Below are 15,995 nucleotides of genomic sequence, written 5' to 3'. Positions count from 1 at the left end.
CCGCTGAGAGATCGCTCCATGTCTACGATTGAACGCTCCATTTACGCTATATCACTGTGTGGTCCACTTGTGCGGGCGAGTGGGCTTCTAGCTGTGCTGATGGCCTCGGCGGGCGCAGCCGAGTTGCAGATAATGGCGGAGTTTCGTCCAAGTGCTTTGGACCCTTCACATAATCGCTTCGTCAACACGACGCCCCAGTCTGGCTACTGCGCACAGCATTCAAGTCTCTGCAGAGTTGGCGACTTCACGATCGACACCGGGATGGATGTAAGCCAGCGCCGCCTGTTTGGCGGCGGCGAGGATTCACGCGAGAAGTGGTATCTGGCCGTCGATGGGAACTGGCAGGACGTAGTTGTTCGCAATGCAAGCAATCACGAGTTGAGGGCCCGGATCCGCGTATTTCTCGTCGGAATGGGTTGGGGCCTGCCAAACGACGGCACCGGACCCGGAGCAAATGGAGCGGCGATCGGTGGCTGCCGTGGGCGGATCGGAGTTGGAAACTCAACATTCTACCGCTATGCGTGGGAGGTTCCGGAAGGCAATACTGTCTGTGTACGAGACCCAAGAGTGACCACCGATCGGGTTGCGCGCTACCTGAACTTCTCGATTGGCTATCACCTTGAGACGCCGGATCCGCTTCAGGCCCAGGACGGTCAGTACACCGGCAGCGTGACTTACACGGTGGGTAATGGGCAGCAGATCGATCTTGGTCAGGGCGACTACTCGGATTCTGAGCTGACGCTGCAGTTGCTGCTGAACGTGGCGCACGATTTCAAGGTTCGATTCTCGAGCGAATTCCCCGGTGTACAGCTGGTTCCGGATGGCGGCTGGTCGCTGTGGATCGATCATGGTCGTCCCCCCGCACGTCTGCGCGAGGAACTGCCGTTCCACCTGACCACGTCAATGGATTTCAGCATGAAGCTGCGATGCGAGCATGAGGTCGGCGACCGCTGCGGCATCCGCAATCTGCGCGACGAAGTGGTTGTGCCGGTGGACGTGGGCGTGACCGTTCCGGGCATGACCAACGTACACGATGGTCGTCCAGCGCAGGACACACCGTTGCTACCGGACGACGCACGGGCACCGCGCTTCACCCCGGATGGCTATCTGATACAGCGGCGTTCTACGCTGCGCTTCACCGCTGGTCGTGATGCGGTGATGGAGATGCTGAAGTCATCTGGTTCGCACTGGGCAGGCAACATGACCGTGGTGTTTGATGCCAATCCGTGACGAGGGGGCAGCTGGCATGGGTAGAGTCGACTGTCAGTCGACTCTACCTGCAATCGCAGGGATGCCGGCCAGCGGCCGGCACTACCTCGTGCTTTCAGAAGCGGTCGGCGAACGCGTCCGTGGCGCGCACCAGCGCATCCACCGTCGCCGGCTCGTTCGCGCTGTGGCCGGAGGTCACCATCTCCAGCCTGGCTTCCGGCCAGGCCTTGGCCAGGTCCCAGGCGCTACGCGGTGGGCAGATGATGTCGTAGCGGCCCTGCACGATCACACACGGCAGGTGGCGGATACGATCGACATCGCGCAGCAGCTGATTCGGCTCAAGGAAGATGCCATTGCGGAAATAGTGCGCTTCGATGCGGGCCTTGGCCAGCGTATCCAGCGGGTCATCCGTGGAAACAGCATCCACGTCGTGCTGTAGGGTGGCGGCGTTGTCCTCCCAGCCCAGCCACGCCTGCGCGGCGGCGATGCGGGTGGCCTCATCGGGGCTGTCCATGCGCGTCCAGTAGGCTGCAATCATGTCGCCGCGCTCGGCTTCTGGAATGTAGGCCTCATAGCGGTCCCAGCGCTCCGGGAAAATCCAGCGCGCACCGCCGTTGGCCTCGGCAAACCAGCGGTTCTCGATCTCACGACCGAGGAACACGCCGCGTACGATCAGGCCAGTGGCGCGTTCGGGATGTGCCTGCGCATAGGCCAGCGACAGGGTGGAGCCCCAGGAGCCGCCATAGACCAGCCAGCGCTCGATACCCAGGTGCTCGCGCACCTTCTCGATGTCGGCCACCAGATCCTGCGTGGCGTTGTCGCGCAGCTCGCCGAACGGCGTGGAGCGGCCGCTGCCGCGCTGGTCGATCAAGACGATGCGGTAGCGCGCCGGGTCGAAGAAGCGCCGATGGGTCGGCGAGATGCCGGCGCCCGGGCCACCGTGCAGATACACCACCGGGATCCCTTCCGGCGTGCCGCACTCTTCGATATGCAGGGTGTGCAGATCGCTCACCGGCAGGGTGAACTCGCGGTAGGGCTCGATGGCGGGGTAGAGGGTACGCATGGGGGTGCTCACAAGCAGGGGCGGCCAGCATAGCGCCGCAGCTCGGTGCCTGCAGTGGCACATGCTTTCGCGGTGCTGGAAATGGGCTGGCCGATGCGCATAAGCTTCCGCGATGCAAGCGACCACGACAGGGATGTCCACGCCCGACCCCAGCCTCAGCAGCGGCGCACGCGAGCTGCTGAAATGGATCGCACTGCTGACCATGACCGGCGACCACGTGGCAAAAGTGGTCTACGGCGGCTACCTGCCGGTCATAAGCGAACTGGGGCGCATCGCGTTCCCGCTGTTTGCACTGGTCATGGCCTGCAACCTCGCCCAGCCGGGTGCAGACCTGCGCAAGTCGATCCGTCGCCTGGCCGTATGGGGCGTGGTCGCGCAACCGCTGCATGCACTTGCCTTCGGTCCCTGGTTGCCACTCAACATACTGCTTACTTTTGCCCTGGCTGCGGTGGCGGTGCATGCGCTGGCCAACAATCGGCCACTGCTGTTGCTGCTGGCGGCGGGCATGGCGCCGATGCTGGTGGACTACCAATGGGCGGGCGTCGGCTTCGTGCTGCTCGGGTGGCTGGCGTTCCGCCATGGTGCGTGGTGGCTGCTACTGATCGGGTTTGCTGCAGTGTGCTGGGCCAACCACAACGGCTGGGCGCTGCTGGCCATTCCAGTGGTGCTGGCCGTGGCGCGCGTGCGGTGGCGGCTGCCGAGATGGCGCTGGGCGTTCTATGGCTACTACATCGGGCACCTTGCGCTACTGGCGTTGTACGTGCAGCTGCGCGGTCAAGGGTGATGGCCGCAGCGGGGCCGCGCTATCGTCGCTGTCCGATGGAAGCGGCGCTCATCGCCCGGGAGGATGGTTGGGTGGCGGAACGTACCGCCACTCCACTCAGTCAACCGACCGGAGCAACCCATGAGCATCGAATCGATCCTGTACTCGGCCCAGGCCACCGCTGTCGGCGGCCGTGAAGGCCGCGCCACTTCGTCCGACAAGACCCTGGACATCGCCCTGTCCACCCCGGCCGAACTCGGTGGCACCGGCGGCACCGGTACCAACCCGGAGCAGCTGTTTGCCGCTGGCTATTCGGCCTGCTTCCTCGGTGCCCTGAAGTATGTCGCCGGCCAGGAGAACATCGCCATCGCAGACGATGCCGCGGTCACCGGCCGCGTCGGTATCGGTGCGGTCAGCACCGGCTTCGCCATCGATGTGGCACTGACCATCTCGCTGCCGGGCGTGCCCACCGCGCAGGCCGAGGAGCTGGTGCGCAAGGCGCATGTCGTCTGCCCGTACTCGCATGCCACCCGCAACAACATCAACGTGGCACTGGTCATCGCCTGATGCCCGCGGCCGCAGACGGCGATTGCCTGCTGCGGCCTTTTCGTTGTGCCTAGCGATCCAGATCATGCCAATCGTGCGGTGCCGCCGCCAGGAACGCGTGCGCGGCGGCGTACAGTGCAGTGGCCCCCTCGGCCAGCGACTCGGCACTGAACTCACCCAGCACGGACAGGGTGCCTGCCTCGCTGCCATCGCGCCGGTGAGCCAGCACCAGCACCGGCACCTGTGCCAAGCGGGCCAGGCGCAGTGGTGCAGGTTCTCTCGCCACTCCCGTCTCCCGCCACGGGCAGGGATCCAGCAGGGTCACCACCGTCGCCCCGCGGCGCAGCTGCCGCCAGGCCTGGCTCCGTTGTTGCGCGTGGCCGATATCCAGGCGATGCCCCTGGCGCTTCAGTGCCCGCAGTGTGCGCAGTTCGGGAGAATCGTCGCGGTGATGGGTGTTGACGAAGTAGTGCGCGGGCGCGCCCGGACGATCGAGCACGGCGGCCACCGCCAGTTCGACATCGCCAGTGGGCAGCAGGCAGACCACGCGTCGCCGACCGGCCGCAGCGGCCCACAGCGCATCACGGTCTTGCCAGGCCATGCCACGCAATACGTGTTGCAGCGCGCTGAAGGGCAGCGACTGCAGGCGCTGGAAATGAGCCTGCCGCAACCAGCGCCCGGCCAGGAAACGGGCGCTCAGCTGCGCCGCAGCCGAGGGTGGATGTCCCAACCGCTGCAGGGTGTCGAAGGCGCGGTCATGGCGTTCTGCCTGCAGCAGTGGCCCGAGTGCGGAGGCCGCACCCTCAACTAGAGAGACCCGCGCAGGAGCCGGTAGCAGTGGCAGCAGTACTGCGCCCAGTCGCAGGCTTGCACGGTGGCAGGCGTGCCGGGCCATCAGACGGAGTGCCCACAGGCGTTCGCGGCCTCTTGATGCCTTCATCGTGATGTCCTCGTCAGCGGGGAGACGCACAGCCTCGCCAGCCGGGAGCAGCCCGGAAACCGGACAAGTTCGAAATGTGGACAGAACTGTCTATGCGGGCAAATGCGTCACGTATGGCCGCCTTTTTGGACCTTGTCCTACATCGACGGCGGCGACCGCCACGCATGCTGGCGCTTCCATTTTCTTCACGCCGAGCGCTCGACGCCGCCCGATGCCATGCCGTCCGTCGCCCCTCCCATTGCCGATTCGCTGCGCCACCTGCACTCCGCTGCCGGACCGGCGCCGGCTGGTGCGGGCGAGCTGCAGGCGCTGCGGCGGTATCCGCGCCGGCTGATGCTGGCCTGTGGGGCCGTCCTGAGCCTCCTGTCCCTGAGCGTGCTGATCACCCTCATCGTGGTCCAGGTCAACGGCTACGAGGCGCGTCGCATTGCCGAATTCCGCCGTGCGCACACGGCGCTGCAGTTCCAGCTGGCACGCCAGGACGCCGCCTACGCACGGCTGTCGAACATGGCCGAGTACGCCTGGGATCGCGACATCCAGCTGGGTGACGCCAGTGCCGAGGCCATGCGCTACGCGTATCTGCAGGGCGGCCAGCGCCTGGTGGTGGCCGCCGATGCCAGCAGCCGGCCTCAGATGGCGCTGGGCCTGGAGACGGCACAGTGGCGCGCGCACGAGCTGCAGCGTTATCTGCAGCTGACCACGGCGGTGTCACTCATCCAACGCCTGAGCGGAGCCGCGGACGATGCCGAGTCCGCCGGTGCATCCTATTTCTTCGACCCCAGCGGGCAGTACCTGTCACTGGACAAGGGTTTGACCGAGCGCAGCCTGATCACCGCGCTCGCTGCCAGTTCGCGCAGCGATGTATTCGAACACCTGCGTGCGCCGGCGCAGCTGTTGGCACCGGCTTCCAGTCACGACCAGGTGCCGCTGCTGGAAAGCGTGGAGCGCAGCGATACCCCGCGGCGGACGTTCGGTCGCCACCCGATCAGCGGCGAGCCCTCGCTGGTGTCGGTGTTCCAGGCCAGTGCGGGCACGACGCCCATCGCCACCTTCGTGGCCTACGAGCCGATGGCGCGCCTTCAGGCACTGCTGCGCCACAACAGCCAGGGGCATATCGCACTGCTGGACCGCGACGGCCTGCGCGTGCTGGCCTCGGACGGCGCCGATGCCACGGCCGCGCGCACCTCGGCCGACACCGACTGGGTGTTGCTGGGTGACGCCACGCGTGCGCGGTTCCACAATGGCCGATTCACCCTGGCTCTGGCCGTAGCGGGAACGCCGTGGACGCTGGTCGAGACCTATTGCTGGGTCGATATCCTGCGTGGCATTGCACCGATGCTGCTCAGTGGTGGTGCCTGCCTTCTGCTTGCGTGGGCCCTGCTGTGGTTCCTGCTGCTATGGCTGCACCGGCGCATGTACACGCCAGCCGTCCGCCAGGTGAAGGCGATCTACGCCCGCGACCGCCGATTGCGCCTGCTGCTGGAGCACGTGCCGGTGGGTGTGGCGCTGCTGGAAGCCAGCACCGGCCATGTGCAGGACTGGAATGGTCCTTTGCAGCGCATGGATCGTGCGGCCGGCGCGCGGCTGATGCCGCAGCTGCGCGAAGCGATGATGCAGGCCGATACCCGTACCGGCGTGGTGACCGTGACGGGGGATCTGCCGCTGGCTGCCGACCCTCAGCAACGGCTGTTCCACCGCACGCACATCCACTCCGGCGGCGAGGCCTGGCCAGACGGCGTCCTGTTGATGGTGGAGGACATCAGCAACGACATGCGCGAAAGGGATGTCGAGCGCGGGCGTACCACAGCGGCCGAGGCCTGCAGCCGGGCCAAATCGAACTTCGTGGCAGCGATGAGCCATGAGATACGCACGCCGCTGCACGGCATCATCGGCCACCTCGAACTGCTCGCACGCAGCGCGTTGCAGGCCGAGCCCGCCGAGCGGGTGACGCGCCTGCGCCAGTCTGCCGATTCGCTGATGGACATCATCACCGATGTGCTGGACCTGTCGCGCATCGAGTCCGGACAGTGGACGCTCACGCCCGAACGCTTCGCGCCAGCCGCATTGCTGGAGCGCGTTGCCGTGCTGTATGCACCGGTGGCACAGGCCAAGGGCCTGCAGCTGGATTGCGTGATCGATGCCGATGTACCGGTTGCGGCTGTGGCGCCGATGGCGGCCATCGAGCGGGTGCTGCGCAACCTGGCCAGCAATGCGCTGAAGTTCACCACCTCGGGCCGGGTGCAGCTGCGGCTGTCCAGCCGGCACGATGATGACGGTCGCTACCTGCGGCTGGAGGCCACCGATTCCGGCATCGGCCTGAGTCCGGCCGAATGCCAGCGTCTGTTCCAGCCGTTTGTGCAGGCCGCGCCCAGCATCGTCGCGCGCTTCGGCGGCTCCGGCCTGGGCCTGGCGCTGTGCCAGCAGCTGTGCGAACGCATGGATGGGCGCATCTGGGTGGAGAGCACCGCCGGGGTCGGTAGCCGGTTTGTGTTCGAGGTGCCGCTGCTGACCTCGATCGCCATTCCGGTGCCGCTGCCGCTGGCCGGGCAACGCATCCATCTGCTGGCAGCGCCCGGGCCGTGGTGTGGCGAACTGGAACGGCGCCTGCGTGGCTGGGGTGCGCAGGTACAGCTTCCGCAGGGGCCTGCGCTGGAGATTCCGCCAGGTTCGGTCTGGGTGCTGTTCGAGCCATCGTTGGAGGAGCAGCGAGGGGTCGAGCGCAGTGGCCAGCCGTGGGTGCGGGTCTGCCGGGAAGGGCCGTTGCGCCCCCGAAACGTAGACGAGGGTCATGTGGTGTCCTGCTACGCGAGTGAGGCCCTGTGTCAGGCCCTGCTGGAGGCGTTGGCTTCGGCTGGGTCAGATATGCCAGCTATTGACGCAATCGGATAAATTGCATGGGTACCCACCTCAGGATCAAGGTCATGGCAGGCATTGAAGCAGCGCAGGGAGGACCGGGTAGCACGGCCGCCGCCGCGCGCCTGGACGATCTGCGCCGGCTGCGCCGTCGGCTGTTGTTCGGGGGCGGCGCGCTGATCACCGTGCTGGTATTGCTGGCCGCCATCGTCAGCTCCATCGCCGACGTCGAGGAATTCCACGCCCGCGAACGGCAATCCTTCCTGGAGGCCCGCGCGGCGCTGGACTACTTCCTGTACCAGCGCGACCGCGCCTACGCCACCTCGGTCAATGGCAATGACGTGCTATGGCGTGACCAGCGCCCGGCGCTGCAGGCAGTGGGTACCCCGCTGGCCGAACGCTTCCACGCCCAGGGCGAGGAAGTGGTGGTGCGTGCTGAGGGGCGTACCGCTGTGCCGTGGCTGGTGCTGGGTGCCCGCGACAACCCGTTGCCGCCCGGGGAGCTGAAGGCCTACCTCGGCATGATCGACATCTACTCGGCCTATACCGCCGATTCGATCACCTCGCAGGACGTGCCCGGCCCAGTGGCGATGTTCGCCTACGAACCGCAGGGCCGCCTGCTGGCCGTATCCAACGTGCGTGATGAGGCGCAGCTGCTGCAGACGCTCGGCGTGGCTACCCGCCAGCAGGCCTTTGCCCGCCTGCTGCGTGATGAGCCCGAGGTGCGCAAGGTACAGCCGCGTCCTGGCCCGATCCGGGCGGCCTCCCGTGAGGGCAGGTTGCTGTCGCGCTTTGCAGCCAACCCGCTCAATGGGCAGTCGTCGCTGGTGGGTGTGGTCACCATGGCCGAAGGCACCACGCCGTACTTCCGGCGCGTGGTGTTCGAATCGGTCGACAACATCAAGGCCCGGCTGGAGGCGCGTGAAGAGGGCCGCTATCTGGTGTTGTCGGCCAAGCAGGATGTGGTGCTCAGCAGCGGTGGACTGAGCAGCCAGGAACAGGCCCTGCTGCTACAGACGCTGCCCGCGCGTATCGGCACCAAGCCTTCGCGGCAATACGTGCAGGGGCGCTTCATCCTCAGTTGCAGCCTGCCCGGTGTGGACTGGACGCTCAGCCATGTCTATGACTGGGCCGATATCTGGAAGGCGCAGGGCCCATACCTGCTGGCGCGCAGCCTCAGCGCGTTGTTGATCATCGGCCTGCTGTGGTGGCTCCTGCTGCGCATTGACCGGCGTGTATTCACCCCGGCGCTGGCCGATGCCTCGCGGGTCTACGAGAGCGAAGCGCTGAGCAGGGCCATCATCGGCACCGCGCCGATCGGGTTGGCGCTGCTTGCGCGCGACAGTGGCAGGCCGTTGTTGCAGAACGAAACCGCACGGCACCTGGTCGGCGAGGGCATGGATGAAGACAGTCATGCGATCGCGCCGCTGTACGTGCGGTTGGCTGAGCTGGGGCGCAGCAGCCATGGCGACGAAGCACTGGAACTGCAGTGGTCGCCCGAGGACGAGGGCAGTGACACCCAACTGCAGATCAGCATGGCGCTGGCCACCTACCACGACCAGGCGGTCTGGGTCTGTGCCCTGCGTGACGTGACCGCGCAGGTGGAGCTGGAGGACACGCTGCGCCGTGCCCGCGAGGATGCCGAGGCCGCGCGCCAGGCCGCCGAGGCCGCCACCCGGGCCAAGTCCGCGTTCGTGGCAACGATGAGCCACGAGATCCGCACGCCGCTCAATGGCGTGCTCGGCCACCTTGAACTGCTGGCCCGTTCGCCGCTGCAGCCGGGCCAGCGCGAGCGCCTGGACCGCATCCGCTTCTCAGCCGACGCGCTGATGCGGATCATCAGCGACGTGCTCGACTTTTCCAAGATCGAAGCCGGTCAGCTGGACGTGGAGCCGGCGCCGTTCGCGCTGCGCCCGCTGATCGAAGGCGTGGCGCTGCTGTATGCGCCCGATGCACTGCGCAAGGGCGTGCGCCTGTTCCATGCCGTTGAAGCGCCGGACGGCCAGGACTGCATCGGTGATGCACACCGCATCCGCCAGATCCTCAACAACCTGGTCAGCAATGCGGTGAAGTTCACCGACTCCGGGCGCATCCTGCTGCGCGCCGAGCTGCAGGCCGTGGGCGGCAAGGCTGCGCAATTGCGCGTGCAGGTGATCGATTCCGGTATCGGCATGAATCCGCAGCAGGCCGCGCAGCTGTTCCAACCGTTCCAGCAGGCCGATGCCAGTGTCTGCCGCCGTTACGGCGGCAGTGGCCTGGGCCTGGCGCTGTGCCGGCAGCTGGCCCAGGCCATGGGCGGGCAGGTGTCGGTGGAAAGCACCGAGGGTGTGGGCAGCAGCTTCACCCTGTCGCTGCCGGTGCGCCTGCAGCCCGCCGCCGTTCCACCAGCGCAGCCGCTGCTGGGCCAACGCATCACGGTGCTGTCCTCCACGCCGGAATGGCGCAGCGAGATCGAGCGCCTGCTGCGGCAACAGGGCGCGCAGGTGTTGCTGTTGGACAGGCCGCAGGCCGACGCCACCGGTGACGTGCTGCTGATCGTGGGTGATCACCGCCCCTGGAGCCTGGAAGAGGAACAGCAGCTGGCGGCTGCACATCAGCGCACGGTGTGTGCCCATGCGCAGGGGCCGTTGACGCCCGAAATGCGCAGCGGGCGCACCGAGGTGACCTGCTATGCCAGCGAGGCCTTGCTGGCGGCCATTGGCAGCCACCCGTCCGGCCAGGAGGCTGCCAGGCAGCCCGAGCGTGCCGCCGTCGCGCAATCTCGCGGGCGCGTGCTGCTGGTGGAAGACAATGCGGTGAACCGTGAGCTGATCCAGCAGCAGCTGGAAGAGCTGGGCTTCCGGGTTGACGCCGCCGGGGATGGCGCCGCTGCGTTGGTGCTGTGGCAGGACGATGCCTACCTGGCCGTGTTGACCGACATCAACATGCCGGTGATGGATGGCTATGCGCTTGCGCGCGAACTGCGCAGGCGCGGGCAATCACTACCGATCCTGGCAATCACCGCCACCGCCCTGGCCAGCGAGCGCGAACGCTGCCTGGCGGCGGGCATCGACGACCTGCTGCTGAAGCCGTTGAATCTCGAACGCCTGGAAGCTGGGTTGAGCCGGGCGGAGCAGGTGCCGGTCGCGCTGGCCGTCACGCCGCCCGCCACACGCCGGCCCTCGGTGGCCATCCGCCGCCTGTTCGTGGAAACCGGCGACAAGGACCTGCAGGCCATCGCGCAGGCGCGGACGGAAAACGACATGCAACGCGTAATGGAGCGCGTCCATTCGTTCAAGGGTGCGCTGCAGATGCTGGGCGAGCGGGAGCTGGGTGAGCGCTGCGGCGAGGTGGAACGAGGCCTGCGTGAAGGCCGTCCTGTTGCTGCCTCCGAGCTGGATGCGCTGCAGGCGGCATTGCATGCGCGGCTGGATGGCTACCGGCGCGAACTGGGGCAGGAATCGTGACGGATGCAGGACGCGCCCGATCAGCGCTGCGGATCAACCGCCTTCAATCCCAGGTCTGCGGCAAACGAGTACAGCTCCGCATCGCGCTCGACGCCCAGCTTGCGCATCGCATTGACCTTCTGGGTGCTTACGGTCTGCTTCTTGCGGTCCAGGCGTGCGGCGATCTCGGTGATGCTCAGGCCTTCCAGGAACAACCGGACCACTTCCACTTCCTTCGGCGACAGCGCGGTCACCCGGCGCTGCTCCTTGCGGCGCAGCAGTTCCGCTACCGCCGGCGAGTGATAGCGGCGATGCGCATAGACCGCCATCACCGCCGCCTGCACCTGCGAAAGCTCATCCGACTTGCTGACAATGCCGGCGGCGCCACCGGCATCCAGCTTGTGGATCAGGCCAGGCTGGTCCAGGCCAGTCATCACCACGATGCGCAGGGAAGGGTAGTGCAGGGCAAGATAGCTCAGCAGCTCCAGCCCATCGCCAAACGCACCGCCGGGCATCGCGTAGTCGGTCACCAGAACATCGCAGGGCTCGTGCTCAAGCAGGGCAACCAGTTCGGTGGAGTCGGCCACCGCGCCGATGCACTGGATCGCCGGCGCTTCATCCAGCGCACTACGAACGCCCAGGCGGATCACCGGATGATCGTCGGCAAGGGCAACACGAATAGCCAACGCGTTCATCAAGGCGAGTATCCGATGGAAGCAGGAATGAAGGGCGTGCCGGCAACCGGCAGCAACAGAACTGTGAAAAACCGCAAGGACATCATGTCATGAATATCCGCATTGTCATCGCCGATGACCATCCCGTCATTCTCGCGGGGGTGCGTGAATCGCTGGCCCTTGAGCCCGGCATCGATATCGTCGCCACTGCCGGCGATTCTACGGCATTGGTCGAGGCCCTGAGCAAGCACGCGGTGGATGTGGTCGTGACCGACTTCTCGATGCCGGGGGGCGAGTATGGCGACGGGGTGGCAATGCTGGGCTTCCTGCGCCGGCGCTTCCCGAAGCTGCCCTTGGTGGTGCTGACCAGCATCTCCGGCGTGCAGGTGCTGGCCAGCATCGGCAAGGCCGGTGTGGACTGCATTGTCGGCAAGCTGGACCCTGCGGGCGATCTGGCACTGGCTATCCGCGCGGCGTTCCGGCGCGACGGCTTTCTGTCCGCCAGCATCGTGCAGCAACTGGAGCAGCTGCAGGAGGTCGCGCTGACCAAGCGCGAGATCGAAGTGCTGCGCATGATCGCCCAGGGCATGGCCCAGAAGGAGATTGCCGAGCAGCTCAAGCGCAGCCGGCAGACGGTCAGCACGCAGAAGCACTCGGCCATGCGCAAGCTGGGCCTGAAGCGGACCAGCGAGATCTTCGATTACGCGCTCGATCAGGGCCTGGTGTCCGCCTCGCAGGTAGCACGTGGCCTGCCCGAGGGCAGCGAAGATGGATGAGCGTAGTGCATCCGGACATTGTCCGATGGAAACGCAGGATAAGGGCGCTACGGTGGAAGCATCGATTGCCGACCTGCGTGGAGTCGCCGTGCCCCCACTACTTGATGCCCGCATTGCGTCGCTGATGTGGAGTTTCGCCCAGCTGACCCCGCATGGGCAGAAGCGCTTCATGGAACTGCTCAATGGCTATCTGTATGCCTCGCCCGCGCAGCGCCGGCAGATGAGAGGCGACTGGGAAGTGGCGCTGGCCGAGCCTTGTGCATGTGGTCACGAGCAGGAGCAGGTTCTGCTGCAGGCACGCCGCAAGGCCTGATTGAGCTCGTTCCGGGCGAGTGAAGTCGGCGTGAAAATTCGGACGAGTCAGACAGCTTGAGGGCAGCGGATCAGTCAACGTGACCGGGCCGGGAACTGTACGGGTGCGTTGGGCACCGCAGTCCCGGTTTTCCCTTCAAACGAGCTGATTCCATGAAGACCACCCATCGCAATACCCTGCTGGCCGCCCTGCTGGTGTGCCTGGCCCCGGCTGCTGCATCGGCCACCGAGGCCTATCTGACCCCAAGCAAGAACGGCGGCAGCGGTGCCATGCCGTCTGGCTACAGCAAGCTGTACTTCGAGCTGGCCTCCAATGACTGGGTCAATCACATGCAGCTGCCGGCCAATCCGCAGCCGGCCGACTTCGTTGTGCTCAGCTCGCTGGCCCACGGCAGCAGCCGCCTGGATGCAGCCAGGACCGCCTTCGCCGATCTGGTCTACCTGCCGATCGACACCTTTGCCAATGTGGAGCTGCGTTGGAGCAAGGCCAACCAGCGCTGGGACATCTGGGATGGCCTGAGTGCCCGACGCGTGATCGCGCGCGAAGAGCACGGAGACTTCGCCGTGCCGCAGTCGGAGCATGCCATCACTCAGGTCTACATCGGCAGCAAGCTCAGCCCGGTGTCGATGTATCTGCCGACCGCTGCGCCGAAGGCTGCGGTGTTGGCTGTGACCAATGACAGCGCCCATGCGGTAGGTATTGCGAACTACGGGCCGGGCGGCCCGGCGTTTGTGTGTCCGGCTACCCGTGCCTGTGCCTTCGTGTTCAACAGTGACGATGGCAAGTGGCATGCCCGTCATGGCCGTGACCATATCAAGCCGACCGAGTATCAGCTGCCGAAGCCGTCGAAGCGATGGACCGATCTTGTGACCGGCAGCGCGGCGGAGGACACGACGACCCCGATCACCATGCGCATGCCGGCCGATGCAATCGACGGCGACATCTATCAGCTGACCGATCCGTCGAACTCCAACGTCTTCATGGTGGAAGGTGCAAGCACCAAGCCGCTCAGCAGCGTGTCGGTCACCCTGCGCTACGACGCCAGCCAGCGTCGCTGGGTGCGCCAGTTCGAGAAGTGATCGCGCGTTGATTTCGCGTCCGGGCGAGCCGACGTCATGGCTCGCCCGGCAACCCATCGTCACTTCGCAGTATGAGAAACCCAATGAACGTAAACGCATCCCTTCTGGGTGCGGCGCTCGCCTGCTGCCTGCCGCAGCTTGCTAGCGCCAACACCAACACCAACGAAGGCTATTACGCCACCGTTCGCATCGTTGATGCCGATCACCGCGCCCGCAACATGGATGCCAGTGCCCGCCCAGGCATCGGTCGTTTCGTCGCTGGCGACGAGCACCAGCGTTTCGTGACCGGCGCCGTAGGCCTCGGCTATGCGCATGGCAATGGCTGGCGAACCGAAGGCGAGTACAACCTGCGTCGCAGCGATACCTACACCAGCGGCTCGAGCAGCTTCGCCACCAGCTTCAACAATCACGACGTCACCTCGCAGCGCCTGATGCTCAACGCCTATCGTGACTTCGCCATCAACGAGGCATGGTCGGTCTACGGCGGCGGCGGTGCCGGTCTTGCTCAGCTGAAGTCTGCCGGCTGGCAGGGCAACGAAGGCCGTCGCTACGGCAGCACCACGCGTATCGGCCTGGCGTGGTCGGCTGGCGTGGGTGTTTCTGCCGTGGCTTCCAACGGTGTGCATATCGACCTGGGCTACCGCTACGTCGATATGGGTAGCACCGAAAGCGGCTGGAACACCTTCGGCAATGCGCGCGGCCTGCAGGACGAAAAGATGCGCCTGGACCTGGCCTCCAGTGAGTTCCATCTGGGCGCCCGCTGGGCGTTCTGAATCGTAATCCTCGATGCGGCCAGGACTGTCTTTTTTAGTCGTTGTCCTATGCCTGCCGGATCGCGGCCTGCGTAGCATTTCCTCTCGAAGGGAATGCCCTTCGCTCAAGCCCAGGAACGCGCGGCTTGAACGCAAACAACCAACCCTAAACAGGAATTTACCAACATGAACAAGCTTGCAATTGCTCTGTCCGCCGCGCTGTCGCTGGGCGCTGCCGCTTCGGCATCGGCTTCCGTCGGCACCATCAACTTCGTCGGCCAGGTCGCTGCAGATACCTGCAGCGTCGACATTGGTGGCGGCGGCGCTACGACCTCCATCACGTTGACCCCGATCACCGCTCAAGCCCTGAAGGCAGACGCAGAAGCGGGCAGCCAGCGTTTCCATGTGGTGCTGAAGGCCGGTACCGGCTCCGATGCGCCGAAGTGCGATGGCGACGTCACAAATTTGATTGTACGCAAGGACGGCATCACTGGCGCCGGTCACATCGGCAACACCCATACCGCTACTCCCGAGAAGCCGGCGTCGAACGTGGTGGTCCAGCTGTATCGCAAGGACGGCGCCAATGAAACCGCAGTGAATCTGCAGACCGACACCCTGCGAGCCGTCAAGGTCGACGACTCGTTCGACTACGAGTTCGTTGCCCGCTATCTGGTCCCGGGTGGTGGGGATGCCACCGGCGGCAGCTACACGGGCACACTGATGTTCGACGTCGTCAACCAATGATAGCCCTGCCGGAGTGCCTTGGCGCTCCGGCTACTTCAGGAGGATATGGAAATGATGCGTCTTACCCGTTCCGCTCTGCTCTGCAGCTTGGCTTTGTCGTCGCTCATGATGGCGGCGTCTGCCGACGCTCGCCTGGTGGTTGAAGGTAATCGTGTGATCTATACGCATGACAGCAAGGAAGTGTCGTTGCGCGTCAAGAATCACGGTGAAGCCGCGTCTCTGGCCCAGGTGTGGGTGGATGAGTTTGATGTTGATGCTGGCCCCGACGGTTCGAAGGCGCCCTTTGTCGCTATGCCGCCGCTGATGCGCATTGATGCCAACAAGAAGCAGCTGATTCGCATCCGTCACACGGGCGGTAGCCTTCCCCAGGATCGCGAGAGCATGTTCTGGCTGAATGTCCTCGACACGCCGGCAGTGAATCCTGAGGCGTCCTCGGCACAGATTCACATCGCGGTTCGTAATCGTTTCAAGCTGTTCTACCGCCCGGAAGCACTGAAGGGCCAGACTGCCGCCGGCACCATCAATGCGCTTCAGTGGTCGCTGGCGCAACAGGGTCGGAGTTGGGTTTTGAACGTCCGCAATGACAGCCCCTTCCATGCGAACACCGTCAAGGCAACGCTGCGGGTTGATGGTCGCAACGTCGACGTTCCGGAGTTTGGCATGATCCAGCCGCTCAGCACGCAGCATTTTGCGGTACCGGGCCTGTCAGCTCGCCCCGCAAATGCCCAGGTTCGCATGAAGTTCCTTACCGAATATGGCTCGCCCAGCGAGCACACCGCGCCGGTGGCAAGCCCCTAAGCCCGCGCGATTGACCCCGAAAACCGTCGTGTTCCCTAACCCTGCATTGCGCAGGGCAGG

The 15,995-nt window shown here is 65.5% G+C and carries 14 protein-coding genes; 11 read left to right on the top strand and 3 right to left on the bottom strand.

Annotation, left to right across the window (positions count from 1 at the left end; translation table 11 throughout):
- Positions 1 to 18: 18 nt before the first annotated feature.
- On the top strand, positions 19 to 1,230 hold the full coding sequence (locus ACZK5G_RS11835; protein WP_478463421.1) for a hypothetical protein: 1,212 nt from the start codon (positions 19 to 21) through the stop codon (positions 1,228 to 1,230).
- 94 nt (positions 1,231 to 1,324) lie between these two features.
- On the opposite strand, the gene pip is transcribed toward ACZK5G_RS11835, so the two are convergent.
- The gene (gene pip, locus ACZK5G_RS11830; protein WP_478463419.1) at positions 1,325 to 2,272 is read right to left on the bottom strand and encodes a prolyl aminopeptidase; all 948 of its coding nucleotides are present in this window, start codon (positions 2,270 to 2,272) and stop codon (positions 1,325 to 1,327) included.
- 112 nt (positions 2,273 to 2,384) lie between these two features.
- Here pip and ACZK5G_RS11825 point away from each other — a divergent pair, with 112 nt between their 5' ends.
- Entirely contained in the window at positions 2,385 to 3,056 is a 672-nt protein-coding gene (locus ACZK5G_RS11825) for a TraX family protein (RefSeq protein ID WP_478463417.1), read from the top strand.
- A 120-nt stretch (positions 3,057 to 3,176) separates the two neighbouring features.
- On the top strand, positions 3,177 to 3,602 hold the full coding sequence (locus ACZK5G_RS11820) for an organic hydroperoxide resistance protein (RefSeq protein ID WP_478463416.1): 426 nt from the start codon (positions 3,177 to 3,179) through the stop codon (positions 3,600 to 3,602).
- A 49-nt stretch (positions 3,603 to 3,651) separates the two neighbouring features.
- Here the strand turns inward: ACZK5G_RS11820 and ACZK5G_RS11815 are convergent, their stop codons facing one another.
- Positions 3,652 to 4,521, bottom strand: coding sequence for a lysozyme family protein (locus tag ACZK5G_RS11815; protein ID WP_478463414.1), 870 nt, complete (start codon positions 4,519 to 4,521; stop codon positions 3,652 to 3,654).
- A 216-nt stretch (positions 4,522 to 4,737) separates the two neighbouring features.
- On the opposite strand from ACZK5G_RS11815, the gene ACZK5G_RS11810 reads away from it, so the two are divergent.
- Positions 4,738 to 7,410 carry an ATP-binding protein gene (locus ACZK5G_RS11810; RefSeq protein ID WP_478463413.1) on the top strand — a complete coding sequence of 891 codons (2,673 nt, stop codon included), beginning with the start codon at positions 4,738 to 4,740 and terminating at the stop codon, positions 7,408 to 7,410.
- A 32-nt stretch (positions 7,411 to 7,442) separates the two neighbouring features.
- Complete coding sequence (locus ACZK5G_RS11805) at positions 7,443 to 10,820, top strand: hybrid sensor histidine kinase/response regulator (RefSeq protein ID WP_478463411.1); 3,378 nt, start codon at positions 7,443 to 7,445, stop codon at positions 10,818 to 10,820.
- A gap of 20 nt (positions 10,821 to 10,840) precedes the next feature.
- Here ACZK5G_RS11805 and ACZK5G_RS11800 read toward each other — a convergent pair whose 3' ends face one another.
- Positions 10,841 to 11,494, bottom strand: a complete 654-nt coding sequence (locus ACZK5G_RS11800) for a response regulator (protein WP_478463409.1) — start codon at positions 11,492 to 11,494, stop codon at positions 10,841 to 10,843.
- 89 nt (positions 11,495 to 11,583) lie between these two features.
- On the opposite strand from ACZK5G_RS11800, the gene ACZK5G_RS11795 reads away from it, so the two are divergent.
- The 6 genes from ACZK5G_RS11795 to ACZK5G_RS11770 all read left to right on the top strand — a co-directional run bounded on the left by ACZK5G_RS11795 (position 11,584) and on the right by ACZK5G_RS11770 (position 15,935).
- Positions 11,584 to 12,249, top strand: a complete 666-nt coding sequence (locus ACZK5G_RS11795) for a response regulator (protein ID WP_478463407.1) — start codon at positions 11,584 to 11,586, stop codon at positions 12,247 to 12,249.
- Positions 12,250 to 12,274: 25 nt separating this feature from the next.
- Positions 12,275 to 12,562 (top strand): hypothetical protein, encoded by a 288-nt coding sequence (locus tag ACZK5G_RS11790; RefSeq protein WP_478463406.1) that lies wholly within the window; start codon positions 12,275 to 12,277, stop codon positions 12,560 to 12,562.
- Between the two features lie 152 nt (positions 12,563 to 12,714).
- Positions 12,715 to 13,641, top strand: a complete 927-nt coding sequence (locus ACZK5G_RS11785) for a hypothetical protein (protein WP_478463404.1) — start codon at positions 12,715 to 12,717, stop codon at positions 13,639 to 13,641.
- 83 nt (positions 13,642 to 13,724) lie between these two features.
- Positions 13,725 to 14,414, top strand: coding sequence for an outer membrane protein (locus tag ACZK5G_RS11780; protein WP_478463403.1), 690 nt, complete (start codon positions 13,725 to 13,727; stop codon positions 14,412 to 14,414).
- Between the two features lie 165 nt (positions 14,415 to 14,579).
- The gene (locus tag ACZK5G_RS11775; protein WP_478463402.1) at positions 14,580 to 15,137 is read left to right on the top strand and encodes a fimbrial protein; all 558 of its coding nucleotides are present in this window, start codon (positions 14,580 to 14,582) and stop codon (positions 15,135 to 15,137) included.
- A 51-nt stretch (positions 15,138 to 15,188) separates the two neighbouring features.
- Positions 15,189 to 15,935 (top strand): fimbrial biogenesis chaperone, encoded by a 747-nt coding sequence (locus ACZK5G_RS11770; RefSeq protein ID WP_478463401.1) that lies wholly within the window; start codon positions 15,189 to 15,191, stop codon positions 15,933 to 15,935.
- Positions 15,936 to 15,995: the final 60 nt, after the last annotated feature.

Source organism: Stenotrophomonas sp. 62841_Sma, from assembly GCF_056482945.1.
This window is presented reverse-complemented; position numbering and strand designations above follow the sequence as displayed.

What these genes read in the sequence shown, in the direction of transcription:
- ACZK5G_RS11805 (WP_478463411.1), top strand. Translation starts at nt 7,443, where the DNA reads ATGGCAGGCATTGAAGCAGCGCAGGGAGGACCGGGTAGCACGGCCGCC.
- pip (WP_478463419.1), bottom strand. Translation starts at nt 2,272, where the DNA reads ATGCGTACCCTCTACCCCGCCATCGAGCCCTACCGCGAGTTCACCCTG.
- ACZK5G_RS11770 (WP_478463401.1), top strand. Translation starts at nt 15,189, where the DNA reads ATGATGCGTCTTACCCGTTCCGCTCTGCTCTGCAGCTTGGCTTTGTCG.
- ACZK5G_RS11810 (WP_478463413.1), top strand. Translation starts at nt 4,738, where the DNA reads ATGCCGTCCGTCGCCCCTCCCATTGCCGATTCGCTGCGCCACCTGCAC.
- ACZK5G_RS11820 (WP_478463416.1), top strand. Translation starts at nt 3,177, where the DNA reads ATGAGCATCGAATCGATCCTGTACTCGGCCCAGGCCACCGCTGTCGGC.
- ACZK5G_RS11795 (WP_478463407.1), top strand. Translation starts at nt 11,584, where the DNA reads ATGAATATCCGCATTGTCATCGCCGATGACCATCCCGTCATTCTCGCG.
- ACZK5G_RS11835 (WP_478463421.1), top strand. Translation starts at nt 19, where the DNA reads ATGTCTACGATTGAACGCTCCATTTACGCTATATCACTGTGTGGTCCA.
- ACZK5G_RS11800 (WP_478463409.1), bottom strand. Translation starts at nt 11,494, where the DNA reads ATGAACGCGTTGGCTATTCGTGTTGCCCTTGCCGACGATCATCCGGTG.
- ACZK5G_RS11815 (WP_478463414.1), bottom strand. Translation starts at nt 4,521, where the DNA reads ATGAAGGCATCAAGAGGCCGCGAACGCCTGTGGGCACTCCGTCTGATG.
- ACZK5G_RS11775 (WP_478463402.1), top strand. Translation starts at nt 14,580, where the DNA reads ATGAACAAGCTTGCAATTGCTCTGTCCGCCGCGCTGTCGCTGGGCGCT.
- ACZK5G_RS11785 (WP_478463404.1), top strand. Translation starts at nt 12,715, where the DNA reads ATGAAGACCACCCATCGCAATACCCTGCTGGCCGCCCTGCTGGTGTGC.
- ACZK5G_RS11780 (WP_478463403.1), top strand. Translation starts at nt 13,725, where the DNA reads ATGAACGTAAACGCATCCCTTCTGGGTGCGGCGCTCGCCTGCTGCCTG.
- ACZK5G_RS11790 (WP_478463406.1), top strand. Translation starts at nt 12,275, where the DNA reads ATGGAAACGCAGGATAAGGGCGCTACGGTGGAAGCATCGATTGCCGAC.
- ACZK5G_RS11825 (WP_478463417.1), top strand. Translation starts at nt 2,385, where the DNA reads ATGCAAGCGACCACGACAGGGATGTCCACGCCCGACCCCAGCCTCAGC.